28 protein-coding genes and 2 pseudogenes are annotated in these 22,343 nt (G+C 31.8%); 15 read left to right on the forward strand and 15 right to left on the reverse strand.

The genetic code is table 11. From position 1 onward, the window contains the following. Positions 1-76 precede the first annotated feature (76 nt). Complete coding sequence (locus B4G36_RS08425) at positions 77-460, reverse strand: DUF3037 domain-containing protein (RefSeq protein WP_125349073.1); 384 nt, start codon at positions 458-460, stop codon at positions 77-79. Beyond that, positions 438-1,229, reverse strand: a complete 792-nt coding sequence (locus tag B4G36_RS08430; RefSeq protein ID WP_291063338.1) for a HipA family kinase — start codon at positions 1,227-1,229, stop codon at positions 438-440. Before B4G36_RS08430 ends, B4G36_RS08425 begins: the two co-directional genes overlap by 23 nt. Positions 1,230-1,370: 141 nt before the next feature. Between B4G36_RS08430 and B4G36_RS08435 the strand changes: the two genes are divergently transcribed. Next, positions 1,371-1,553, forward strand: a complete 183-nt coding sequence (locus B4G36_RS08435; protein WP_291063339.1) for a hypothetical protein — start codon at positions 1,371-1,373, stop codon at positions 1,551-1,553. Between the two features lie 9 nt (positions 1,554-1,562). Continuing rightward, positions 1,563-1,853: a SanA/YdcF family protein gene (locus B4G36_RS08440; protein WP_291063340.1), complete on the forward strand. Its 291-nt coding sequence runs from the start codon at positions 1,563-1,565 to the stop codon at positions 1,851-1,853. Positions 1,854-2,018: 165 nt separating this feature from the next. On the opposite strand, the gene B4G36_RS08445 is transcribed toward B4G36_RS08440, so the two are convergent. From B4G36_RS08445 to B4G36_RS08455, 3 genes are all read right to left on the reverse strand, one after another. After that, entirely contained in the window at positions 2,019-2,549 is a 531-nt protein-coding gene (locus B4G36_RS08445) for an adenine phosphoribosyltransferase (RefSeq protein ID WP_291063341.1), read from the reverse strand. Positions 2,550-2,642: 93 nt separating this feature from the next. Next, positions 2,643-3,071, reverse strand: coding sequence for an acyl-CoA thioesterase (locus B4G36_RS08450; RefSeq protein WP_286484564.1), 429 nt, complete (start codon positions 3,069-3,071; stop codon positions 2,643-2,645). Between the two features lie 84 nt (positions 3,072-3,155). Then, entirely contained in the window at positions 3,156-3,416 is a 261-nt protein-coding gene (locus B4G36_RS08455; RefSeq protein WP_114999876.1) for a hypothetical protein, read from the reverse strand. A 255-nt stretch (positions 3,417-3,671) separates the two neighbouring features. Here B4G36_RS08455 and dnaA point away from each other — a divergent pair, with 255 nt between their 5' ends. The 4 genes and pseudogenes from dnaA (at position 3,672) to B4G36_RS08475 (ending at position 6,865) form a co-directional block, all read left to right on the forward strand. Next, on the forward strand, positions 3,672-5,099 hold the full coding sequence (gene dnaA / locus B4G36_RS08460; protein ID WP_221854598.1) for a chromosomal replication initiator protein DnaA: 1,428 nt from the start codon (positions 3,672-3,674) through the stop codon (positions 5,097-5,099). An 18-nt stretch (positions 5,100-5,117) separates the two neighbouring features. Beyond that, entirely contained in the window at positions 5,118-5,564 is a 447-nt protein-coding gene (locus tag B4G36_RS08465) for a low molecular weight protein-tyrosine-phosphatase (protein ID WP_221854564.1), read from the forward strand. 9 nt (positions 5,565-5,573) lie between these two features. Further along, positions 5,574-6,281: an SAM-dependent methyltransferase gene (locus B4G36_RS08470; protein WP_221854563.1), complete on the forward strand. Its 708-nt coding sequence runs from the start codon at positions 5,574-5,576 to the stop codon at positions 6,279-6,281. Positions 6,282-6,470: 189 nt separating this feature from the next. Further along, positions 6,471-6,865, forward strand: a pseudogene (locus B4G36_RS08475) (HU family DNA-binding protein). Between the two features lie 160 nt (positions 6,866-7,025). Here B4G36_RS08475 and B4G36_RS08480 read toward each other — a convergent pair. Next, positions 7,026-7,412 carry a hypothetical protein gene (locus B4G36_RS08480; protein WP_291063345.1) on the reverse strand — a complete coding sequence of 129 codons (387 nt, stop codon included), beginning with the start codon at positions 7,410-7,412 and terminating at the stop codon, positions 7,026-7,028. Positions 7,413-7,529: 117 nt separating this feature from the next. Between B4G36_RS08480 and B4G36_RS08485 the strand changes: the two genes are divergently transcribed. Both B4G36_RS08485 and B4G36_RS14020 read left to right on the forward strand, forming a co-directional pair. Beyond that, complete coding sequence (locus B4G36_RS08485) at positions 7,530-7,742, forward strand: Mpo1-like protein (protein ID WP_291063346.1); 213 nt, start codon at positions 7,530-7,532, stop codon at positions 7,740-7,742. A gap of 46 nt (positions 7,743-7,788) precedes the next feature. After that, the gene (locus tag B4G36_RS14020) at positions 7,789-8,001 is read left to right on the forward strand and encodes an Mpo1-like protein (protein WP_414646342.1); all 213 of its coding nucleotides are present in this window, start codon (positions 7,789-7,791) and stop codon (positions 7,999-8,001) included. A 1-nt stretch (position 8,002) separates the two neighbouring features. Here the strand turns inward: B4G36_RS14020 and B4G36_RS08490 are convergent, their stop codons facing one another. The 4 genes from B4G36_RS08490 to B4G36_RS08505 all read right to left on the reverse strand — a co-directional run bounded on the left by B4G36_RS08490 (position 8,003) and on the right by B4G36_RS08505 (position 12,806). Next, complete coding sequence (locus tag B4G36_RS08490; RefSeq protein ID WP_291063347.1) at positions 8,003-9,070, reverse strand: SGNH/GDSL hydrolase family protein; 1,068 nt, start codon at positions 9,068-9,070, stop codon at positions 8,003-8,005. Positions 9,071-9,156: 86 nt separating this feature from the next. Beyond that, complete coding sequence (gene purB, locus B4G36_RS08495; protein ID WP_291063349.1) at positions 9,157-10,584, reverse strand: adenylosuccinate lyase; 1,428 nt, start codon at positions 10,582-10,584, stop codon at positions 9,157-9,159. Between the two features lie 21 nt (positions 10,585-10,605). Then, the gene (locus tag B4G36_RS08500; RefSeq protein WP_291063350.1) at positions 10,606-11,460 is read right to left on the reverse strand and encodes a fructosamine kinase family protein; all 855 of its coding nucleotides are present in this window, start codon (positions 11,458-11,460) and stop codon (positions 10,606-10,608) included. Positions 11,461-11,516: 56 nt separating this feature from the next. After that, a complete protein-coding gene (locus B4G36_RS08505; protein ID WP_291063351.1) occupies positions 11,517-12,806 on the reverse strand; it encodes an adenylosuccinate synthase in 1,290 nt (429 codons plus the stop codon). Between the two features lie 230 nt (positions 12,807-13,036). Between B4G36_RS08505 and B4G36_RS08510 the strand changes: the two genes are divergently transcribed. Together B4G36_RS08510 and B4G36_RS08515 are read left to right on the forward strand one after the other, a co-directional pair. Next, complete coding sequence (locus B4G36_RS08510; protein ID WP_291063353.1) at positions 13,037-13,726, forward strand: DsbA family oxidoreductase; 690 nt, start codon at positions 13,037-13,039, stop codon at positions 13,724-13,726. Positions 13,727-13,828: 102 nt separating this feature from the next. Beyond that, positions 13,829-14,692: pseudogene (locus B4G36_RS08515) on the forward strand (outer membrane beta-barrel family protein). Positions 14,693-14,756: 64 nt separating this feature from the next. Here the strand turns inward: B4G36_RS08515 and B4G36_RS08520 are convergent. Continuing rightward, positions 14,757-15,638 carry a NifU family protein gene (locus B4G36_RS08520; RefSeq protein ID WP_291063355.1) on the reverse strand — a complete coding sequence of 294 codons (882 nt, stop codon included), beginning with the start codon at positions 15,636-15,638 and terminating at the stop codon, positions 14,757-14,759. A gap of 59 nt (positions 15,639-15,697) precedes the next feature. Between B4G36_RS08520 and B4G36_RS08525 the strand changes: the two genes are divergently transcribed. Then, positions 15,698-16,210 carry a gamma carbonic anhydrase family protein gene (locus tag B4G36_RS08525; protein ID WP_291063357.1) on the forward strand — a complete coding sequence of 171 codons (513 nt, stop codon included), beginning with the start codon at positions 15,698-15,700 and terminating at the stop codon, positions 16,208-16,210. 42 nt (positions 16,211-16,252) lie between these two features. Here the strand turns inward: B4G36_RS08525 and B4G36_RS08530 are convergent, their stop codons facing one another. Together B4G36_RS08530 and B4G36_RS08535 are read right to left on the reverse strand one after the other, a co-directional pair. Next, positions 16,253-16,708 (reverse strand): hypothetical protein, encoded by a 456-nt coding sequence (locus B4G36_RS08530; protein ID WP_291063359.1) that lies wholly within the window; start codon positions 16,706-16,708, stop codon positions 16,253-16,255. 54 nt (positions 16,709-16,762) lie between these two features. After that, on the reverse strand, positions 16,763-17,389 hold the full coding sequence (locus tag B4G36_RS08535; protein ID WP_291063360.1) for an NADPH-dependent FMN reductase: 627 nt from the start codon (positions 17,387-17,389) through the stop codon (positions 16,763-16,765). 63 nt (positions 17,390-17,452) lie between these two features. Between B4G36_RS08535 and B4G36_RS08540 the strand changes: the two genes are divergently transcribed. Both B4G36_RS08540 and B4G36_RS08545 read left to right on the forward strand, forming a co-directional pair. Further along, a complete protein-coding gene (locus B4G36_RS08540) occupies positions 17,453-17,989 on the forward strand; it encodes a GNAT family N-acetyltransferase (protein WP_312192825.1) in 537 nt (178 codons plus the stop codon). Between the two features lie 124 nt (positions 17,990-18,113). Continuing rightward, complete coding sequence (locus B4G36_RS08545) at positions 18,114-18,761, forward strand: 2OG-Fe(II) oxygenase (protein WP_291063361.1); 648 nt, start codon at positions 18,114-18,116, stop codon at positions 18,759-18,761. A gap of 139 nt (positions 18,762-18,900) precedes the next feature. Here B4G36_RS08545 and trxB read toward each other — a convergent pair whose 3' ends face one another. Both trxB and holA read right to left on the reverse strand, forming a co-directional pair. After that, entirely contained in the window at positions 18,901-19,848 is a 948-nt protein-coding gene (trxB, locus tag B4G36_RS08550; protein ID WP_291063362.1) for a thioredoxin-disulfide reductase, read from the reverse strand. A 71-nt stretch (positions 19,849-19,919) separates the two neighbouring features. After that, on the reverse strand, positions 19,920-20,930 hold the full coding sequence (gene holA / locus B4G36_RS08555) for a DNA polymerase III subunit delta (protein ID WP_291063364.1): 1,011 nt from the start codon (positions 20,928-20,930) through the stop codon (positions 19,920-19,922). 3 nt (positions 20,931-20,933) lie between these two features. Here holA and B4G36_RS08560 point away from each other — a divergent pair, with 3 nt between their 5' ends. Further along, positions 20,934-21,386 carry a type I restriction enzyme HsdR N-terminal domain-containing protein gene (locus B4G36_RS08560; protein ID WP_038333621.1) on the forward strand — a complete coding sequence of 151 codons (453 nt, stop codon included), beginning with the start codon at positions 20,934-20,936 and terminating at the stop codon, positions 21,384-21,386. Positions 21,387-21,837: 451 nt separating this feature from the next. Beyond that, positions 21,838-22,335: a hypothetical protein gene (locus tag B4G36_RS08565; protein WP_291063366.1), complete on the forward strand. Its 498-nt coding sequence runs from the start codon at positions 21,838-21,840 to the stop codon at positions 22,333-22,335. The last annotated feature ends 8 nt before the right edge of the window (positions 22,336-22,343 follow it).

The raw sequence follows: 22,343 nt of genomic DNA on the forward strand, positions 1-22,343 counted from the left end.
ATAAATAATTTAAAATTAATGTATGTCCAAATTTAAGAAAATATTTTTAAAACATTCGTTTTTAAGTATTTAACTTTTATAAAACATGTTCTTTATATAATTGATCCAAGGTTTTATCAAGGTTCGTTGTTTTACCAGGATGCGGACGAGAACTTTGGATAGACGAACTTCTGACAGCTGTTAACCAACGAAAACGTTCAGGGGTTTCGAAATTAGATACAGCAGATTCAGGATGAATTCCTTCGGCAATTTTAGACAAAGCATTCAAATTACTGTCAATAAAATCAAGATCTAATTCGTGGCAAAAAGCATTGATTCTACTATCATTAATAAAATATTTTACTTTCAAATAATCTTCTTTCTTCGAAAATAAAATTACTCCAACATTGATAAATTCTTCGCGTTCAACTTTCGGAACTAAACGAAGAATAGCATACTCATATAAGATTTTTTCTGGCATTGTTTGCTTCGTTTATAAAAAGTTCGGTATGTTGTAATCGAGTTTTGATAAATGTTTTGTAGACCGTTCTCATTTCTTCGTGAGTAGAATGTGTAACTTCTGTTTCTAACCATTCGTCAGGAATCAAATCGACAATTTTATCAATGATTTTATCATTCAAAATCGCTTTAAATTCTGTATCAACTTCTTCAAGTTTTGTAGCATTTTTCAATAGAACATGGTCTTTAATTGGCGTAAAGGGTGCAAGAGCGGCTTTTTCCCAATTGTCCCACGAATGATGAAAATAATAAGATGCACCATGGTCTATCAACCACAATTCTTTGTGCCACATCAACATATTTGTATTGCGAAAAGTACGATCTACATTCGTCAAAAATGCATCTAACCAAACGATTTGCGAAGATAATTTGTCATCAATTTTCATCACAGCAGGATCATAATTGATTGCACCAGACAGATAATGCAAAGCCAAATTAGTTCCTTCGCTAAATTTTAACAAATCCTGAATTTCTTCATCTGCTTCGGATTGACCAAAATATTCGTCCAAATTTGCAAAAACTAATTCAGGAACTTTAAATCCTAAAACACGTGCAATTTCTCCTCCTAACAATTCGGAAATCAACATGCGAGGGCCATGACCAGCACCTTTAAATTTTAAAACATATTTAAAACCGTCATCTGCATCAGCTAGTGCAGGCAAAGAACCACCTTCGCGCAAAGGTTGCAAATATCGTTCAACGGTAACTGTTCTTAACTCAATCTCATTCATTCTCTAAAATTACGATGAAAAATTTAAAATAATTTTCACATTTATAATTTTTAAATATCACTAAACTTATAGACTTTTGAATGTTAAAATTTTTTAAAACAAAAGATAGTTGAGTAAACTTGTAAAATAGGAAGATTTGTAATGCGTAAAAGTATGTTTATAGCTGGATTAATAGCGGTTTTTACTTTGATCGTTGCATTGATTATTCAAGTTTTTACTTCGTATTACATTTATAATTATCAAGGAAATATTCCGTCAGATTATCGTGTGGCAGTTGTCTTTGTTGCAAAAGTGCAAGCTAATGGACAACCAACTCGTTTTTAGGAAGATCGTTTGGATGCTGCAATTCGACTTTACAAAGAGGATCAAGTGGATGTAATTTTACTTTCTGGAGAAAAACTTCACGAGAATTTTAATGAAATTGATGTGATGGAAAAATACTTGTTGGATAGAGGTGTCAAAATTGAAGATACTTATCTCGATGGGGCAGGTTTGGACACGTATAGCACGATTTATAGAACCAAAAATATTTATCAATTTGATAAAGTGATTTTAATTTCTCAATCTTATCATCTCAAAAGAGCGCTTTTCTTAGGAAAAGTTTTCGGATTGGATTGTATATAATGCGGATAGCGGACCTTATAAAACGGAAGGTAAACAGAGTTTTAGAGAAATTTTAGCGAATATAAAAGCTTTGTTGGATATTGGGAATGAAAGAGCGCCAGAAGTGATTATAGCGCCTAAAAAATAAAAAAAACTCCGCTCAAAATTTTGAGCGGAGTTTTTAGTTTAATATTCTATTAAAGTAACAATATCAGTTGTAAAAGACGTTAATTTATCCTTTCCGTTTAAGAAAGTCAAATCAACAATAAAAGAAAATTGTGTTGTTTTTCCACCACATTTTTCTACCAATTTAGCACAAGCTTCGGCAGTTCCACCAGTTGCTAAAACATCGTCGTGAATTAGAACTCGCGCACCATCTTTGATGTAATTCGAATTTACTTCGATAGTTGCTTGTCCATATTCCAAATCATAAGATTGACTAATTGTTGGAGGAGGTAATTTACCAGCTTTACGAATTAATACAAAAGGAACTTTTAATTTTTGTGCAATCTGAATTCCGTACAAAAATCCACGGCTTTCAATTCCACAAACAATATCCACTTTACCTTTTGCTTTTTCTACAAAAGCGTCTACAATTTCATCCGAAAGTTCAGGATTTAAGAACAATGGAGTAATGTCTTTGTAGACAATTCCTTCTTTTGGAAAATCGATAACGTCTACAATCGTTTGATTGATTTTTTCTTGAAGTGTTGACATTCGTTTTTAATCATGTTTTGTTAAGGAACAAATTTAATGAGAAATCATTTGCAAGAATTTGTTTTAACGAATAATTAATGATTCTAAATAATATTATAAACCTAAACTTGTCCAAATACGTTCTGGAATACGAACAGGACGACGAGTTTCGGCATCAATACAACATAAAATAGTGTATCCTTGATTAATTATTTTTCCCGCTTCATTATATATATTATAATCAAATCGAATGCGAACACCTTTGTCACGCTCATGAACTGTAGTTTCAATTTCGATTAATTCATCGTACAAAGCGCTACCAATATATTTTGTATGCATTTCGATAATCGGCATCTGAATTCCCATTGCTTCCAATTCGGCATAAGGAAAACCACGCTCACGCATCAATTCTACACGACCAATTTCATAAAACTCTGGATAGTTTCCGTAATAAACCACTTTCATTTGATCGGTGTGTTTATACAGAATACGAGTTTTGGTGCGAAAAACATTTAATTGTTCGGTTTGTTCTATCTTCTCCATAATTTTCTAAAACATCATTTTAATCTTCAAAAGTAGAGAACAAAAAAAAGACTTTATCATTAATTATATAAAAAATGAAAAAGTCTATTCAGTAATTTTTTTGTAATCCATCCAACTAAAAGAAGTTTGCGAAGAATCTTTTTGCTCTTCTTTTAAAAAATCATATTGAATTTGAATAATCGTTTTGAAAGTGGGATTTGCTATTTCATAATAAAAAGTCCTTACATTTTCTTCTTCACCTTGTTCAATTCGTAAAAGAGAAAAATTATTTTTGATGCCCAAATCATTTAAATGATTTTCTACTTTGATAATTGCGAAGTCAATTTTTTCTTGTGTAATTTCCATAGTAATACAAAAATAAGAATTAATAGTTTTATAAGCCAAAATATGTCCGAAAAGATTATCTTTACAGTACTTTTATTTTGTCTAAAACTACTTATTGATTATTTTGAATTATACAAAGTATTTTTTAATATATCAATACCTAAGTCATTTTTTTTATTCAAAATTTGTTCACAATTTTGTAGAGAAGTGTTGATGAAAATTTAACATTGACTTTCAATATTTTACATTAAAACTTAAGCACTTTTGGACAATATTATGACGATAACTGCAAATTCTGTGTGGGAAAAATGCTTGTCTTTTATAAAAGATAACATTGCAGAAGATGCCTTCAATACTTGGTTTGTACCGATACGTCCGGGCAAACTAAATAATAATGTTTTAACAATACAAGTACCAAGTAAATTTTTTTACGAATGGTTAGAGGAACATTATATCAAAATTTTAAAAAGTGCCTTACAAAAAGAATTAGGTTCTGATGCAAAATTGGTATACAGTATTTTGATGGATCAAAAGTCGCAAGGACGTGAACCATTTACAGTACGTATTCCAAGTTCGAACAAAGAAAAACCTCGCCCACAAGAGGTAGAAGCGCCAATTAATTTGCAAGCTGGTAAAATGATGAATCCTTTCGTTATTCCAGGATTGCAAAAATTAAAAATTGATTCGCAATTAAATCATAACTATACATTCAATAATTTTATCGAAGGAGAATCAAATCGATTAGCTCGTGCGGCTGGTCGTGCGATTGCCAAACGCCCAGGAGGGACTTCGTTCAATCCTCTATTCATCTATGGTGGAGTAGGGTTAGGAAAAACTCATTTGGTGCATGCGATAGGTTTAGAAGTAAAAGATTTGCATCCAGAGAAAACTGTTTTGTATGTTTCAACTGAGAAATTTACACAACAATTTATAGAAGCTGTAAAAAATAATAATCAAAATGATTTCATTCACTTTTACCAAATGATTGATGTTTTGATTATGGATGATATTCAGTTTTTATCTGGAAAAGCAAAAACGCAAGAAGTTTTCTTCCATATATTTAACCATTTACATCAAAGAGGAAATCAGATCATTTTGACTTCGGATAAATCTCCAGCAGATATTCAAGATATGGAAGATCGATTAATTTCTCGATTCAAATGGGGATTATCAGCCGATTTACAAAATCCTGATTACAATACACGTCTTTCAATTTTGAAACAAAAATTAGAAAACGATGGTATCGAATTTCCTGATGAAGTAATGGATTATATCGCACAAAATATTGATACAAATGTGCGTGAATTAGAAGGTTCATTAAACTCTATTATTGCGCAAGCAACGCTGAATAAACGTGAAATTACGTTAGATTTAACTGCGCGTACGTTATCAAAATTAGTACAAACAGCTCGCAAAGAAATCTCGATTGATTATATTCAGAAAATAGTTTGTGAATACTTTAAAGTGAAGATTGAAGATATTCAGTCTAAAACACGTAAACGTGATGTGGTACAAGCGCGTCAATTGGCGATGTATTTTGCAAAACAATATACAAAAGCGTCTTTGGCAAGTATTGGAACACAAATCGGTAAACGTGATCACGCAACAGTTTTACACGCTTGTAAAACAGTGAAAAATTTACAAGAAACGGATAAGCAATTCCGTGGTTATATCGAAGATATTTCACGTAAAATTGCAGATTAATCTATAAATATTTTTTCAATGAAAATTTTGATGGTTTGTTTAGGTAATATTTGTCGTTCTCCGTTGGCAGAAGGAATTTTACAAACAAAGGTTGGCGAAAATCATTTGGTAGATTCTGCTGGTACGGGTGATTGGCATGTTGGTGAACAACCAGATAGACGCTCGGTTGCGGTTGCTAAAAAATATGGTGTTGATATTTCTGATCAACGTGCCATGCATTTCAATCCAGTTTTTTTCGATGAGTTTGATTTAATCTTTGCAATGGATGAACAGAATTTAATCGATTTGCAAAAATTAACTCGAAACGAAGAAGAGCAAAGCAAAATTAAATTGATCTTGAAAGATGGAATAGGGCAAACGCAAAATGTACCTGATCCTTACTACGATGGTGAAGATGCTTTCGAGCATGTTTACCAATTATTAGATGAAGCCACAGACGGAATCATCAAAAAATACAATCTTTAAAATTATACAATGAAAACGGCTAAAGTTTATTTGATTCCTTCACTTTTAGGTGAAAGCGAACACAGTAGAGTATTGCCTTTATACAATCTTGACGTTATTCGTGGAATTGATACGTTTGTGGTAGAAAACGAAAAATCTGCACGTAAATTTATCAAACAAGTTTGCCCCGAAAAAGTTCAAGCCGATTTAGATATTTACATTCTAAACAAAGATACAGAGCCAGAAGAAATGTTAGATTTGATCAAATTATTGGATCAAAACAAAACGATCGGAATTATTTCCGAAGCTGGTTTACCTGCGGTTGCAGATCCAGGTGCACAGCTGGTAAAAGTTGCGCAACAGAAACGTATTCAGGTTGTGCCTTTGGTTGGTCCATCGTCTATTTTGTTGGCGTTAATGGCTTCTGGAATGAATGGTCAAAACTTTGCTTTTCACGGTTATTTACCAATCGATAAGACCGAACGTAAAAAGAAATTAGCACATTTAGAAGCTGAAAGTTCGAAGACTGGAATTGCTCAAATTTTTATGGAAACGCCTTATCGTAACAATCAAATGGTAGACGATTTAACGAAGATTCTTCGTGCCGAAACTAAGATTTGTGTCGCGTGTCATATTACATTAGAGGACGAAGATATCCGAACATTATCTATTAAAGAATGGAAAAATGAGAAGTATGATTTTCATAAACGTCCTGCTATTTTTGTGATGCAAGCTTAATATAATTATAATTTAAAAAATAATAGATCAACACTTCGTGTTTCTTTTCGCGAGTCGTTTATCCAAAGTAAATAAAATAGCCAACTTAATACTAAGTTGGCTATTTTATTTAATCATTTTTTGTGTCTTGTTGAGTATTAATAAAAAATAACTATCTTAATACAAATTAATTAACCAAAACAATATGCTATGGCAATAAAATTTAACTTAGTAGAAAAACCGCAACCAGGAGTAGCTGGAGGAGGTGTTAAAAATGGTATGCAACCGCAAAAACCGATGGCGAAGCTAGCATTGATGAATTAACAGCGGAAATAGAAAAGTTTTCTGCACTTTCTGAAGCTGATATTCGAGGAGTTATCATTGCGTTAGAAAATGTAATTATTAACCAAATTGTAAATGGAAAAATTGTACGCTTGGACAAGTTAGGTAGTTTTTATCCTAGCTTAAGTAGTGAAGGAGCAGCTAACGAGACTGATTTTAATACCAATTTAATTAAAGGTGCAAAGATTAATTACCGACCAGGTAAACGTATTTCTGATGCATTAAAAATTGCTAAATTTCAGAAGGTAAAGAGAGTGCTGTAAAAAGGAAGCTTCTTTTCGACCAACAAGAAGCTTCCTTTTTACTAATTAGAAGCCTCTCGTTAATCAACGAGAGGCTTCTAATTGTTATTAGTTGTATGATAAGTAACTTAGTTATATTATTTTTCATGTTTATTGAGAGGTTTTTGAATTGATTTAGTTTCTATTCTCCGCAGTTCTCTTTTATTACTTTTATGATTAATTCAAAAGCTTTATAACAAAAAAAAGGAATTCCAAATATACCAACTATCCAGCCTAACATTGGTGTGTATTTTCTATTTCCATCAAATAGATGATTAAAAGGAAGCGTTGCATAACAAAGTATAATGAAAATGAAATAGCCAATTATTCTAGTAATGTTTTTAGTTTTATTATTATAAAACTTATTGTTTAGAATGTAAAATACTATAGCCCCACCACCAAAAAATAACAGAGTTAAAAGTGCTATTACACTTGTTTGCTTTTCTTTTGATGCTATCAATAAAAAAATTGAAATAATTATAAATAGTATACTGATTAAGTAATAGATTTTTTTATTTTTTATAATCATTTTGATAAATACTAATTTTGAATTCAGTGAATAAATATAAATTTAAAATTACAAATTCTAATCTAAAGTTTAATAATCAAACAAATTCAACCTATATTTAAGTTAAAATCATCCAATATGAGAAAAATAGAACAACTTTTTAGTGAATATGGAGAAAGTCATCAAAATGGGACAAACAAAATCATTCATTGGATTTGTGTTCCGCTCATCTTTTGGACGATTCTTGGTTTTATTTCCTACATTCCAACACCGCATTTGTATGTTCAGAACTTTTGTTATATCAGTTTAGTCATTCATTGCATTGGTTATTGTTTCAATATTTTATTTTAGATTATCGGTTGTCGTTGGTTTCATTATGATTTTTCTAATGTTGATTATGGAATATTTTATTTCGTTGTGCAATCTTCAATTCGGTTCAAAATCTTGGTTAGTTTATCTGGTAGTATTTATTATCACGTGGCTTTTACAATTTGTAGGTCACAAAATAGAAGGGAAAAAGCCAAGTTTTCTCAAAGATTTACAATTTTTGTTGGTTGGACTTATTTGGTTGTTAGGTTTTATTTTGAGAAAAGTTGGTATAATGTATTAATCTATTTCTTACTCAAAATTTCATTTACTTTTTTTTCAATGGCTTCTGATATTCTGCTAAAACCTAAATCATTTGGATGAATTCCGTCCGTAGAACCTTCGTTATCCGAACCGATTAAATTATCACCTTTCAATAAATACAAATCTTTTACACCTTCTTTTATCAACGCATGGTATTGTGCACGATAGGTTTGATTTTGTTTTGTCATATCTTCGTGAGCGGTTAAATCAAATTTACTCATTGGTCGAATTAAGCTTTCAACCATCAAAATAGGAGTTTTTAGATGATGTTTTCGGATTAACTTGACGAACGGAATTGTTCTACTTTTGATTTCTTCAGGAGAACTATTTGGAACACAATCTAATATAAATAAATCAACCCCTTGAATATCTTTAATCATTTCAGCCAATTCAATTTCAATTTTTGCACTTCCACTTAAACCAAGATTAATGAATTCATAGCCTGTTTTTCGAGTTAAAATTGAAGGGTAATTCATTCCAGGACGACTTGCCGAAGCACCTTGCACAATGCTTGAACCATAAACCACGATTTTCTTTTTATACGCAATCGGTTGATTGATAAAACTAGCAGAAGCATCAATTCCTATTTTTAAATCTGTAATTTCGTTCCAAAGTGGCAAATAAAACATGAATTCCTTTTCTGTCTTTGATAAATTCTTGACGATATCATATTCACTTTTGATATTTTGCTGATTTGGTAAAGCCGCACCTGCAAAAATCCACTTTCCGTTTTCTTTGATATACAAATCCAACCCACGCGCCATAATTCCAGTTGTATTCGCGCCCAAATAAGTAGAACGAGTTGTCCAATCCAGTTTTATTTGTGAAGTATTCGATTTGAATGTTACATATAATCCAGCGGGAGCAGTAAATAAACTTTTTACTTTTTCAGGAAGATTTGCGTATTTGTTGGTATCGATTCTATGGTAAAAAGGTGTATTATCAAAGGCTTTTCCTTGTACAGTAAATTCTTTGTTCGTGATATATTTGATTTGTCCAACTACGTGAAAAGAACAAATAAGTGCAAAAAACAGAATGAATTTTCTCATTGGTTATAATTGATTAAATGTTAAAATTAAAAAAAGACTTCCAATTCGGAAGTCTTTTTTTGTTTCATGTGTTGTTTTAAGCGTGTTTACACTTTAAGGTCTGTATGAGCGCCTAAAAGTGCTTTATTTTCTTCGATAATTGGATCAACCAAATCTTTTAAGAACTCTTCTGTTTGTTCAGAAGCAAATCCTGTAAAGTTTTTCGGATCTAATAATTCGACTAATTTCTCTTTGTCAATTTTTACATTATCATCTGCAATGATACGTTCAATTAAATCGTTAGATTTTCCTTCCATTTTCACTTGTTTTGCAGCTTCCATAGAATGTGTACGGATAATTTCGTGTAATTCTTGACGATCTCCACCATTTTTAACACCTTCCATAATGATATATTCGGTTGCCATAAATGGTAATTCTTCCGCGATATGCTTTTCGATGATTTTAGGATAAACGACTAAACCATCTAAAATATTGTTCCAAATGATTAAAATTGCATCAATCGCTAAAAATGCTTGAGGTACTGCTAAACGTTTGTTAGCCGAATCATCTAATGTTCTTTCGAACCATTGTGTAGAAGCAACCATTGCAGGAGAAGTTGCCAAAGACATCACGTATTTCGCTAAAGAGGAGATACGCTCTGAACGCATTGGGTTGCGTTTGTATGCCATTGCAGAAGATCCAATTTGATTTTTTTCGAAAGGTTCTTCAATCTCTTTTAAATTTTGTAATAAACGTAAGTCGTTTGTAAATTTATGTGCAGATTGTGCAATGTTTGATAATAATTCTAATGCTTGAGCATCAATTTTACGATCGTACGTTTGTCCTGAAACTGCAAAAACATTTTTGAATCCGAAACGTTCAGATAATTTTTTGTCTAATGTTTTTACTTTTTGGTAATCTCCATCAAATAATTCTTTGAAAGAAGCTGCTGTACCAGTTGTTCCTTTTACTCCACGAAAACGTAACGTATCTATTCTGAATTCTAATTCTTCTAAATCTAATAAAACAGATTGTAACCAAAGAGTTGCACGTTTTCCAACTGTTGTTAATTGTGCTGGTTGGAAATGTGTAAATCCTAAAGTTGGTAGATCTTTGTATTGACGAGCAAATTTTGCTAAACCATCAATCACATTGATTAATTGTCCTTTTACGTGTTGAAATCCATCACGAATCTGAATCAAATCTGTATTATCACCAACAAAAGCTGAAGTCGCACCTAAGTGAATAATCGCTTTTGCGCTTGGTGCAACATCTCCGTACGTATGCACGTGAGCCATTACATCATGACGAAACTTCTTTTCGTAAGCCGCAGCAACATCATAATCAATATTTGTTGCGTTATCTTTTAACTCTTGAATTTGTTCGTCTGTAATATCTAATCCAAGTTCCTTTTCAATTTCAGCTAAAGCAATCCAAAGCTGTCTCCATGTTGTAAATTTTTTCTCAGGAGAAAAGATATATAGCATTTCGTCACTACAATATCTCGATTCTAAAGGATTTTGATACTTGTTCATTGTATTTGTTTGTTTTGTTTTTTAAAATTTTTTCAAAATGGTTTGCACATCTTTCACATAATAACCTTCGAAAAGGTAAGCGTGTATTAGCAATGGAAATAATTGTGCAATCGGTAAACGCTCTTCGAAATTTGGTGCTAAAGGATTATTTTCGTGATAAGCATCAAAAAATACATCATCAAATCCTCCAAAAAGCTTTGCAATAGCCAAATCCATTTCGCGATGACCATAATAAATTGCAGGATCTATAACCGAGAATTCACCTTTTTTGTTGGCTAAAATATTTCCATTCCAAAAATCTCCATGCAATAAAGCTGGCTTTTCTTCTGGAAATATCGAATTCAATTGTTTACATAAATTCTCTGCAGATTTTATTTGTTTTGAATTGATTAATTGTTTGTTTTGAAGTAGTTTCATCATTGGCATGATGCGATTTTTTGCATAAAATTCGCTCCAAGAATCTGTTAAACTATTCGGCTGAACGACAATTGCAATGTAATTATCTTCTGACCAACCAAATTGTTTACTTGTATTTTGATGAAGTTTTGCTAAATTTTTTCCTAAGTTTTCCCAATTTACAACAGTAGGAGTAGAGTTTTCCATCCATTCTAATAATAAATATTGAAAATCTTTTCCGGCTTCGCCAACATTTACTACTTTCGGAACCGAAAATGTTTTGGTTTTTTTGATGGCTTCTAAAGCTCGTGCTTCTTTCTTGAAAAGATGAGGAAAGTTGTTTGCGGAATTTACCTTTAAAAAATATTTTTTATCAAACGATTCTAATCGAAAAGCATCGTTAATATCACCACCTTTTATTGGGACGATAGAATCTATACCTAAATTCAATTGTTTTAATCGTTCTAAAATTTCGTTCATAAAAATATCTCATAAAGTTATAGCCCAACAAAAGTCAGGCTATACTATTTAATTTATTAAAATAAAGTTGTTCTAATAATGTTTTGAGAACGCTCTGGTCCAACCGAAACTAAATAAACTTCGATTCCTAAGTATTTCTCAATGTAGTGGATGTAGTCTTGTGCTGTTTGCGGTAACTCATCAAAAGATTTTACGTTTGTAATATCTTCTTTCCATCCTGGTAATTCGTCGTATTGTGCTTCGTAATCAGCTAATTTTGTTGTAGAAGAAGTGAAATAATCAATGATTTTTCCATCTTCTGTTTTGTAACCTGTACAAACTTTTACTGTATCAATATTCGACATTACATCTAATTTAGTAATCACTAAATGTGTAATTCCGTTAATCATACAAGCGTGTTTCAAAGCAACTAAATCTAACCAACCTGTGCGGCGTGGACGACCTGTTGATGCTCCGAATTCGTGACCAACTTGGCGAATTTGTTCTCCTAATTCGTTGTCCAATTCTGTAGGGAAAGGACCGTTACCAACGCGTGTACAATATGCTTTCGAAACTCCAATCAAATTTTTCAATTTTGTAGGAGGAACTCCAGCACCAACACAAACTCCACCAGTTGTAGGAGAAGATGATGTAACGAATGGATATGTACCAAAATCGATGTCTAACATTAATGCTTGTGCACCTTCGAATAATACATTTTTACCTTTGTCAATCGCGTGATTGATTTCTAATTCAGAATCCATGATACGTTCTTTCAAACGCTCTCCGTAAGCTAAATATTTTTCGTAAATATCTTCAAATTTTAATGGCTCTTTATTGAATAATTTTTCGAATAAAGCATTTTTAACCACTAAATTTTCTTTGATTTTTTCTGCTAAAACATCAGGATTTAACAAATCAATAGCACGAATACCAACGCGCGCTACTTTATCCTCATAACAAGGACCAATTCCGCGTTTTGTTGTACCAATTTGACTATCTTTTCCTGCAAATTCTTCACGATATTCGTCTAACAAAATGTGATAAGGCATAATGATATGCGCTCTTCTTGAGATAAAAACGTGATCTGTAGAATAACCTTTTGCTTCTAATTGTTCAGTTTCTGCAAAAAAAGCTTCAGGATTTACTACGACACCATTCGCAATAATACATTTTCCTTTGCATTGTAAAACTCCAGAAGGTAATAAGTGTAAGACAAATTTATCATCGCCCACATATACAGTATGACCAGCGTTGTTACCACCTTGGTAGCGTACAACATAATCCGATTTTTCGGCTAATACATCTGTAATTTTTCCTTTTCCCTCGTCACCCCATTGAAGACCGACTACTACGTGTGTTGACATATTGTTTGTTCGTTATTTGTTTTGGAATAAAAATGAAACTAATCATCTTATCTTGGTTCACTGCAAAGGTAATTTAAACCTTGTCTTAAACAAATTTAAAACTCAATTTAGCACGATTATTTTTCAAGATATTGTTAATAATTTTTCAAGATGAAATTAACCGAAAAATAACCGAATCCATTCAAATAAAAAGCGTATTTTTACAAACTTTTACACCAAAAATTTCTATAATGAAAATTGAAATCTGGTCGGATGTAATGTGTCCGTTCTGTTATATTGGAAAAAAACATTTTGAACAAGCTTTAACGCAAATTCCTTATCAAGATAAAATACAGTTTGAATGGAAAAGTTTTCAGTTAAATCCTGATTTATCTAAAACTGAAATTACTTCTGTCAATGATTATTTAATCAAAACAAAAGGAATTTCGGAAGAACAAGTTTCGGCAATGAATAATCAATTAGCTGAAATGGGAAAAGCTGTTGGAATTGATTTTCAACAACAAAATTCTAAAGTTGTCAATACAGGTGATGCTCATCGTTTGATCCATTTTGCGCAAGCGAATGGAAAAGGTTCGGAAGCAGAAGAAAGACTTTTTAAAGCGTATTTTACTGAAGGTAAAAATGTAGCTGATTATGAAGTTTTGGCTGAATTGGGTGAAGAAATTGGTTTGAACAAAACCGAAGTTCTTGAAATGCTAAATTCTGATGCAAATGTTTTTGAAGTTGCTTCGGATATTTTAGATGCACGTAATATCGGTGTTTCTGGGGTTCCGTTTTTTGTAATTGACCGTAAATATGCACTTTCTGGCGCTCAACCTGTCGAGTATTTCGTTTCTGCTTTGACACAGGCTTACGAAAAAGATCATTTGGATCAACCACAAAATGGTGCTTCTTGTGATGTTGATGGAGATTGTGATTAAAACAATTTGCAAATAAATATAAAAAAGGACTTCTATTGAAGTCCTTTTTTTCGTTTTATATCGATTGATAATTCTCTAAAAATTGTACAATTTTTTCTGCTAATTGATTTTTATGATAAGCACTTTTCAAAGTTTTATATTCAATATCAGCCAACAGAAGATTATTCGTTCAATTTTAATTTTGGTCGAAGAATTCAACGACCAGCTTTTTGGGAATTAAATCCAGATAAATGGTACAGTAATCCTATTTCTTACACAGAAGGAAATCCTTTTATGCAACCAGCTTTTGTGTATAATTTCGAGTTAAGTTATGGATTCAAAGATTATTTACAAGCAAAATTTTATTATCAAAATATACAAGATGGTTTTGGTCAAAATGTCTTTCATCAAGAATAAGAATTGGATGGAGAATTGATGCAAACACAAATATTTAAGCGATTAAATTATTATAAAATGTCTAATTACTGAATTAGTTTATCATCAACTCTAAAACCTTATAAATGGTGGGAATCTAATCTTGAATTTAATTTTGTATTTAATAAATCAATCAATGAAATTGATGTGTTAGATAAAGAATATACAGGAAATGGAGCTAATTTTTCGGTTTATAATAACCTGAATTTGAATACTAAAAAAACGTTCACGGCCCAAGCTAATTATACGTTTACACCAAAAGGAAAAAACAGAGAATTTAATTATAGTTCAAGTTCTTCGTTAGATATAGGTTTTAAATATTTGGCGATGGATAAGAAATTAACGTTGTCGTTGATGGCTTATGATATTTTCAAAACAGATCTTTCAACATTGTCGACAAATGTGCAAAATATTTCGCAATCGTTTAGACAATATTATGATTCGCAATCGATACGTTTTTCGGTTTCTTATAAATTTGGTAATTCAAAAATCAATGTGAGTAAACGTCAAACTTCTAATGCAGAAGAAGCAAATAGGAGTGGAGGAAAATAGAAAAAAAATAAAAAATCTCAGAGCATTTTGCTCTGAGATTTTTTAAATAAAAATATTTTTAATCTTATCCATTTACAGCTTCAACGTTGTCTACAACATCAGGCATCATTTGTTTTAAAATACCTTCGATACCATTTTTAAGCGTTGCTGTAGAAGACGGACAACCAGAACAAGCACCTTGTAATAACATTTTTGCTGTTCTCGTTTCTTCATCAAATTCAATTAATTCTATGTTTCCACCATCATTTGCAACTGCTGGTTGAACATATTCGTCTAAAATAGCTTTGATTTGTTGCTCAACAGAAGAAAACTCTTCAGCAGGTTTTACCACAACATGTTCAGGAGCTTCTGTTGTGAATTCATAAAATTCATCAAAAACAGGACCTCCAGCTTGTAAATAATTCGTAATAAACGAACGAACATCCATCGCCCAAAGTGACCAATCTTCTGTTTCGTTTTTCGTTAAAGAAACATAATTATCAACAATAAAAACTTCTTCAACAAAAGGATATTCTTTGTAAATCGCAACAGCTAATGGAACTCCAGCAGCTTTTTCTTTCGATTTTATTTCGATGATTTCTGGCGCTAACATAGAATTTGAAACGAATTTCATCGCAGCAGGATTAGGCGTCATTTCTGCATAAATAGAAATAGGAGCCTTTTTCATTGGTGCTAAAATTGCGTTTTCTTCTAAATGTTCATTGATAATTTCTTTCAAATCTTCTGTAACATCAGCCCAATCAACAGCATCTATTTTTTCTATCGCAACAAAATTCGCTGTGATAAATATTTTTTGAATAAATGGTATAGTCAATAAAACTTGCGCTAAAGGAGATTCGGTAGCTGTAGATTCTTTATCGAATTCCACGCCACCTTGTGTTAAAGTCTCGTCACAAACGAACTTCATCACATTATTATTAGGTGTAATTTCTTCGTATACTCTCATAGTTCTACAAAAATACGCTATAAAAATGTATCTTTATCATTAGAATTATAGATTTTGTTATGGCAATAGTTAAAGAATTAAATGGACAAACACCAAAGTTCGGTGAAAACTGCTTTTTAGCGGATAATGCTGTGGTTGTAGGAGAGGTAGAAATGGGAGATAATTGCTCAATTTGGTTTTCAGCAGTTGTGCGTGGAGATGTACATTATATCAAAATGGGAAACAAAGTAAATATTCAGGATAACGCAACGATACATTCAACGTATCAAAAATCGCCAACAACAATTGGAAATAATGTTTCGATAGGGCATAATGCAATTGTACATGGTTGTACAATACACAATAATGTATTGGTTGGAATGGGCGCAATTGTGATGGATGACTGCATTATTGAATCTAATTCTTTGATTGCCGCTGGTGCGATTTTAACCAAAGGAACGCATGTAAAAGAAGGAGAATTATGGGCTGGAATTCCAGCGAAAAAAATTAAAGATGTTCCAAAAGAATTGAAAGAAGGTGAAATAGAAAGAATCGCCAATAATTATTTGATGTATAGTAGTTGGTATAAATAAAATAAAAGCTCAGTTTATAACTGAGCTTTTATTTTATCTGAATTACATCAAACCAAACTGTTTGAAATGATGTGTAAAATGTTTTTTATGAAATGTTTTCCAATCTTCGTATCCAATCTCATTTAAAACTGGATTGACAATTTTTGCATCAGGATTTTCTGTAAAATAATAATGGAATTTATCAATTTCTTGTTCCAACTTCTCGATTGAAGCTTCTAAAGAAGGGTATCGTAAATCCAGTAAACCTTCCATTCCGTTTGCTTTTATCCCTTTTTGCATTTCATAATCAGATTCTAATAAAAATGATTTGTATTGAGGAATTTGCTCTGCAGGAATTCGACAAGGTACTGTTAAACCTCCATTTGAAATTTTAGTGGTTACAATCAAATGTTCAACCATATGTTGAGGTGTCATAATTCCCCATTCTGGCTGTTGATCTACTTTTAAACTTTTTAGTTTAGAAATAAGATTAGCTTTATCTTCAAAATTTAAAAACATATTTTTTCTGTGAAGTTAGTTAGTCGTACAGTAATAATCAATAAAATTCTAGATTTATTTTGTTAGTTGTTGAAACCATTTTACATATGCATCTACAAAATTCTGAATGAAACTTGTTGTTTTTTCGTTATTAAAATATCCATTTTCATCAAACACATCTGGTTTTAGTTTTCCTAAATAAATTTCGGGTTGTTGCATAGTCGGAATATTCAAAAAAGTTAAGGATTGTCTTAAATGATGATTCGCTCCAAAACCACCTATAGTACCAGTAGAACTACTAATAATCGCACCTGGTTTATTATCCCAAACATTTTTTCCGAAAGGACGAGAAGCAACATCTAAAGCATTTTTTAGAACCGCTGGCATAGATCGATTATATTCTGGTGTGATAAAAATTAGGCCATCCAATTCAGAAACTTCTTTACGAAAAGTAGTGTAAGAATCAGGAACTTGATTACGGTCATCAAAATCTTGGTTATAAAATTCTAATTGTCCAATTTCAATTATCTTAAAGGTAAATCCCTCGGGCGTCATTTTTATTAAATTTTTAGCAATTTTTCTGGAATTAGCTTCCTTTCGTAAACTTCCTATAAAAAGTCCAATCGTTTTTTGAGTCATAATTTTATTGGTTTTTGTTTTTACTAAAGTTAATGATTTGATTTTATTTTGAGAAAATTTCATTCAATTAATGATTATTTTTTAATGGATATCGTACAAGAATAATGTAAATTAGTGTTGTATTAAATGAAACAAATGATAAATATTCAGCCCAATTTAGAGAATGATTTGGTAGAACTTCAACCACTCAACTATAATGATTTTGAAGTCTTATATTTAGCTGCTTCCGATCCGAAAGTTTGGGAACAACATCCAAATAAAAATCGTTGGAAAAGAGATGTTTTTATGAATTTTTTCGAAGGTGCAATTCAAAGTAAAGGCGCTTTCAAGATTATTGATAAACAGACAAATCAAGTTGTTGGTAGTTCTCGTTTTTACGATTATAATGAGCAAGATTCGTCTATTTTGGTTGGATATACGTTTTATTCGACGAATTGTTGGGGAAAAGGCTTTAATCCGTCCGTTAAGAAGTTAATGTTTGATTATATTTTTCAGTTTGTTGACAAAATTTATTTACATGTTGGCGCTGATAATGTACGTTCGCAAATTGCAGTGGAGCGATTGGGTTGTAAAAAAGTGAAAGAAGAACAAATTGAATATTTTGGAGAAGAGCCAAAGTTAAATTTTATTTATCAGTTGAATAAAGTTGACTGGTTTAAGTAATTGATAATTAAAACTATTTTTTGAGGACAGATTTTTTTATGTCCTTTTTTTGAAAAAAAACTTAAAAATATGATTATGTTTTTCGTAATAAAATATACTTTTACTGAAGTTTTCATAATAATGAATGAGTAATATTACATTAAACCCAATTTATGAAAAGATTATTGATGACTTATCAAATCAAAAATACTCTATTTCAGACTTTTTTTTCTCAACAGAGGAAACAAAGCAACTTCGCGAAGCAATAATTCGAAAAGAAAATAAAAAAGATTTTCATCAAGCAGCCGTAGGAAGTTCGGTTAACGAACAAATTGTAAAATCAATCAGAGGAGATAAAATCAGATGGATTGATGAAGAAAATAAAACAGAAACGGAAGAAATTTTTTTCTCAAAAATCAATGATTTTATTGAGTATCTCAATCTAACATGTTACATGGGCATTGAAGAAAGTGAATTTCATTATGCCATTTATCCCGAAGGGACATTTTACAAAAAACATGTTGATGCTTTCAAGAATGATGATAGACGCACACTTTCTATTGTGTTGTATTTGAATGATGAAGAATGGAAAGATGAATTTGGCGGACAATTGACCTTGTATTTGGCAGATGAGAATAAGTCTGAAAAAGAATTAGATATTTTACCTCTTGCTGGTCGTTTGGCTGTTTTTGATAGTAAAAGTATTCCACACGAAGTAAAAACCGTTAATCGACCAAGATATAGTATTACAGGTTGGTTGAAAACCAGAGGGAATATTTTGACGTATCTGTAACAAAATCTGTAGTGCTTCGAGATTTCAATCTCTATTTACAATAGATAAATATTGGTATCAATTTGAAGGATTTAAACAATAAGAAGAAAGCTCAACCATTGGTTGAGCTTTTGTTTTTTCTTATATATGCTAAACGATATTATATTTCGTCAAAAAATTCTGCAACATAACGTTCTGCGTCTAATGCAGCAGCGCAACCAGAACCAGCAGCAGTAATTGCTTGTCTGTATACAGAATCTTGTACATCACCAGCAGCAAAAACACCAGGTACATTTGTTTTGTACGAACGATCTTGCGTGATTAAATATCCCGTTTCGTCCATATCCAATTTCCCTTGGAATAATTCTGTATTTGGTTTATGTCCAATCGCGATAAAAACTCCATCAACGATTAATTCTTTTTCTTCGTTTGTAACATTGTTGATGATTTTCGCTTTTTCAACAACATTGTTTCCTTCCAAACCAATTAATTCGTGGTTATATAAAACCTCTAAATTATGCGTATTTGCAACACGATCTTGCATCGCTTTAGACGCGCGCATTTCTTCTTTACGAACCAATAAATAAACCTTGTTACAAAGTTTAGATAAGTAAGTTGCTTCTTCAGCAGCTGTATCACCACCACCAACTACTGCAACATCTTTACCGCGGTAAAAGAAACCATCGCAAGTTGCACAAGCTGAAACTCCACTACCAGCGTATTTAGTTTCATCATCTAAACCTAAATATTTCGCAGTTGCACCAGTCGAAATAATAATAGAACGAGCTTGGTAAGTTCCATTGTTCGATTTTACAGTATGTACGTCACCTTCTTTTTCTCCAAAAGTTACTTCCGTTACATATTCGTATTTTATTTCAGTTCCAAAACGTTCCGCTTGTTTTTGTAAATCAGCCATCAATTCTGGTCCTGTAACTGCTTCTGGATAACCTGGGAAATTCTCAACATCTGTAGTTGTTGTTAATTGTCCACCTGGCTCCATACCAGTTAAAATCAAAGGATTCATGTTCGCGCGTGCTGCATAAATTCCCGCTGTATAACCCGCAGGTCCAGATCCTATTATGATAACATCTCTTACGTTATTTTCCATTGTGTTGTTTTATTTTTTTACAAATTTAGTATTTCTTATTTATTTTTTTCGATTCTATAAATAGATGAAAATTATAGATTCATAATTTTATACACTAATTCAATTAATAATTGGCTTGGTGTCACATTTCCAGTAGTTCCAACACCTTTTCCTTTCAAATCATATTCGCGAATAAATGAGATAATTTTCGTGGCTTTTTTTAGCGGATAATTACTCGCAGCGGTCATCATTCCTTGTACAAAGTAGGGATTAATTCCTAATACTTTTGCCAAATTTTGCTTCGATTTATCTGGCGTAACATGTATTTGAATGATGTTTGTAAACAGATTAAAAATTGTTGTGATTGAAACGACGTATGGGTTATCCTTCGGATTTTTCTCGAAATATTTAATGATTTTGAATGCTTTTTCGATGTTCTTCGTTTCGATTGCATTGCGAAGTTCAAACACATTATAATCTTTACTAATTCCGATATGTTCTTCGATATGTTTTGGTGTGATAGTTTTATCTGCACCAACAATTGTAAAGAGTTTTTCTAATTCATTGTTCAAACGAGATAAATCAGCTCCCACATATTCCGTCAACAAAAACTTTGCTTTTGGTTCAATCTTAAATTGATTATCTCCAACTTTTTGTTCTATCCAAGCAGGTAACTCGCTTTCATAAATCTTTTTGAATTCGTGGTAATACCCTTTTTCATTCAGAACTTTATAGATTTTCTTGCGTTTATCAAGTGAATTTCCTTTGTAATTGATGATTAAAACCGTCGAATCTTGTACTTGATTTGCATACATTTCCAACTGATCTATCGAACGGCTAAGATGTTGCGCTTCTTTTACAATCACTACAGATTTTTCTGCACCCATCGGGTATTGACGCGCCATTCCAATCAATTGTCCAACTTCTACATCTTGTCCATAAACTATTGTTTGGTTAAAACCTTTTTCTTCTTCTGGTAAAATATTTGCTTCCAACAAATCAGTTACCTGATCGATGAAAAACGGCTCGTCGCCCGCCAAGAAGTAAATCGGTTTATAGTTTTTGTTTTTTATATCTTTGATCAAAGATTCTACAGGACTCATACAATGACTGAATTAGTACAATTAAATTTTTCCGAAAAATACCAAATAAGATTGAAACAAGCCCAAGATAAATTGTATATCTTTTGTTTGATTCGAAAAAAATGGTTGGTCTATACGCCCGAAGAATGGGTTAGGCAACACGTTCTGAATTATTTAATCAACGATTTGGGTTATTCAACTTCGGCGATTGCGTTGGAAGTTGCAATTGATATTACAGGAATGCGAAAACGTGCAGATATTGTCGTTTATCAGCAAGAAAAACCATTTATTATGGTGGAATGTAAAGCGCCGCATATTGCAATTTCGCAAGCAACTTTTGATCAAATAGCGCGTTACAACATTGTGTTAGGTTCTCAATTGTTGATGGTAACAAATGGTTTGAATCATTTTTATTGTATGATGGATTTTGTTCAAAAAAGATATAATTTCTTGAAAGAGTTGCCGAAGAAAGGATAATTTGAAAATGAGCTAATGTGTTGATGTGAAAATTTGTCAATTCGAGCGATTTTAATGGATCTTGACTACGTTTCAAACTTAGCTGACCACGTTCCGAACGTAGTCGACGTGGTTCTGAAGCAAGCTGATTACGTTCCGAAGTAAGCTAGCTTTGTATTTTAGTAAGCTGATGAGGTTTTGCACCTAGTTGATTACGTCCAGAACTTAGCTGACCATGTCAGGAACGTCAAATTTGGGGTTAGGTTACCTCGTCCTCTTGGTTCGTAATCAAGCCAGCTTGGTAAAAGACACCGTCAGCTTAGTAAAATACAAAGCTGACTAGGTTCAGAACGTCGTCAGCTAAGTCTTTAAGTAAGTTTGCTGAGTAAATTAGGTTATTAACGAATTGATTTGTAATTTAAATTAAATGAATTTGAAAAAAATATTTCTACTTATAGTACTTGTTTTGAATGTGAATTGTTTAAAACAGAAAGAAAGTTCTTCTAAAGAAATTTCTAAATATGATGATGCTTCTTGGCATTATGGAAATGATTTTCCAAAAGATTTAGCTCAAGAAAATGCGTCAACTCATATTGGAATGTATATGAAGTGGTGTATTGATAATGATTTAATTTCTTCAGAGTTGAAAAAAGATTCACAAGCTGGAATTGATTCTGTGAAAAATAACATAATAACTGGAGCTGAGTTTATTAATAGTTATTCTGATGGTAAGTTTTTATCTGCTGATTTAAGTGATATTGGAAGAAAATTTACAAATGATTATTACGAAGATAATAGTGATTTTTCTAAGAATAATGGATCATATTTGGATGATTACACAAAGATATTCGAGAAGATAATTGACAAAAAATCTGTTTATAATGTTAAAGATTCAGAGCAAAATTATTTACTTATTAAAGCAAAGATTGATAGCAGATTTAAGGAATGGAAAAAATATACTTCTAAATAACAAAAGCC

This window comes from Empedobacter sp. UBA3239, assembly GCF_002362875.1.
Classification (GTDB): Bacteria; Bacteroidota; Bacteroidia; order Flavobacteriales; family Weeksellaceae; genus Empedobacter; species Empedobacter falsenii_B.

Excerpts from the sequence above, each read along its gene's own strand:
- trxB (WP_291063362.1), bottom strand. The coding sequence starts at position 19,848 with ATGGAAAATAACGTAAGAGATGTTATCATAATAGGATCTGGACCTGCG.
- B4G36_RS08445 (WP_291063341.1), bottom strand. The coding sequence starts at position 2,549 with ATGTCAACACTTCAAGAAAAAATCAATCAAACGATTGTAGACGTTATC.
- B4G36_RS14020 (WP_414646342.1), top strand. The coding sequence starts at position 7,789 with ATGGAATATTTTATTTCGTTGTGCAATCTTCAATTCGGTTCAAAATCT.
- B4G36_RS08425 (WP_125349073.1), bottom strand. The coding sequence starts at position 460 with ATGCCAGAAAAAATCTTATATGAGTATGCTATTCTTCGTTTAGTTCCG.
- B4G36_RS08535 (WP_291063360.1), bottom strand. The coding sequence starts at position 17,389 with ATGAAATTTTCTCAAAATAAAATCAAATCATTAACTTTAGTAAAAACA.
- B4G36_RS08560 (WP_038333621.1), top strand. The coding sequence starts at position 20,934 with ATGACTGAATTAGTACAATTAAATTTTTCCGAAAAATACCAAATAAGA.
- holA (WP_291063364.1), bottom strand. The coding sequence starts at position 20,930 with ATGAGTCCTGTAGAATCTTTGATCAAAGATATAAAAAACAAAAACTAT.
- B4G36_RS08470 (WP_221854563.1), top strand. The coding sequence starts at position 5,574 with ATGAAAACGGCTAAAGTTTATTTGATTCCTTCACTTTTAGGTGAAAGC.
- B4G36_RS08510 (WP_291063353.1), top strand. The coding sequence starts at position 13,037 with ATGAAAATTGAAATCTGGTCGGATGTAATGTGTCCGTTCTGTTATATT.
- B4G36_RS08480 (WP_291063345.1), bottom strand. The coding sequence starts at position 7,412 with ATGATTATAAAAAATAAAAAAATCTATTACTTAATCAGTATACTATTT.
- B4G36_RS08520 (WP_291063355.1), bottom strand. The coding sequence starts at position 15,638 with ATGAGAGTATACGAAGAAATTACACCTAATAATAATGTGATGAAGTTC.
- B4G36_RS08530 (WP_291063359.1), bottom strand. The coding sequence starts at position 16,708 with ATGTTTTTAAATTTTGAAGATAAAGCTAATCTTATTTCTAAACTAAAA.
- B4G36_RS08525 (WP_291063357.1), top strand. The coding sequence starts at position 15,698 with ATGGCAATAGTTAAAGAATTAAATGGACAAACACCAAAGTTCGGTGAA.
- B4G36_RS08490 (WP_291063347.1), bottom strand. The coding sequence starts at position 9,070 with ATGAGAAAATTCATTCTGTTTTTTGCACTTATTTGTTCTTTTCACGTA.
- B4G36_RS08465 (WP_221854564.1), top strand. The coding sequence starts at position 5,118 with ATGAAAATTTTGATGGTTTGTTTAGGTAATATTTGTCGTTCTCCGTTG.
- B4G36_RS08500 (WP_291063350.1), bottom strand. The coding sequence starts at position 11,460 with ATGAACGAAATTTTAGAACGATTAAAACAATTGAATTTAGGTATAGAT.
- B4G36_RS08455 (WP_114999876.1), bottom strand. The coding sequence starts at position 3,416 with ATGGAAATTACACAAGAAAAAATTGACTTCGCAATTATCAAAGTAGAA.
- B4G36_RS08450 (WP_286484564.1), bottom strand. The coding sequence starts at position 3,071 with ATGGAGAAGATAGAACAAACCGAACAATTAAATGTTTTTCGCACCAAA.
- purB (WP_291063349.1), bottom strand. The coding sequence starts at position 10,584 with ATGAACAAGTATCAAAATCCTTTAGAATCGAGATATTGTAGTGACGAA.
- B4G36_RS08545 (WP_291063361.1), top strand. The coding sequence starts at position 18,114 with ATGAGTAATATTACATTAAACCCAATTTATGAAAAGATTATTGATGAC.
- B4G36_RS08485 (WP_291063346.1), top strand. The coding sequence starts at position 7,530 with ATGAGAAAAATAGAACAACTTTTTAGTGAATATGGAGAAAGTCATCAA.
- dnaA (WP_221854598.1), top strand. The coding sequence starts at position 3,672 with ATGACGATAACTGCAAATTCTGTGTGGGAAAAATGCTTGTCTTTTATA.
- B4G36_RS08430 (WP_291063338.1), bottom strand. The coding sequence starts at position 1,229 with ATGAATGAGATTGAGTTAAGAACAGTTACCGTTGAACGATATTTGCAA.
- B4G36_RS08435 (WP_291063339.1), top strand. The coding sequence starts at position 1,371 with ATGCGTAAAAGTATGTTTATAGCTGGATTAATAGCGGTTTTTACTTTG.
- B4G36_RS08505 (WP_291063351.1), bottom strand. The coding sequence starts at position 12,806 with ATGTCAACACACGTAGTAGTCGGTCTTCAATGGGGTGACGAGGGAAAA.
- B4G36_RS08540 (WP_312192825.1), top strand. The coding sequence starts at position 17,453 with ATGAAACAAATGATAAATATTCAGCCCAATTTAGAGAATGATTTGGTA.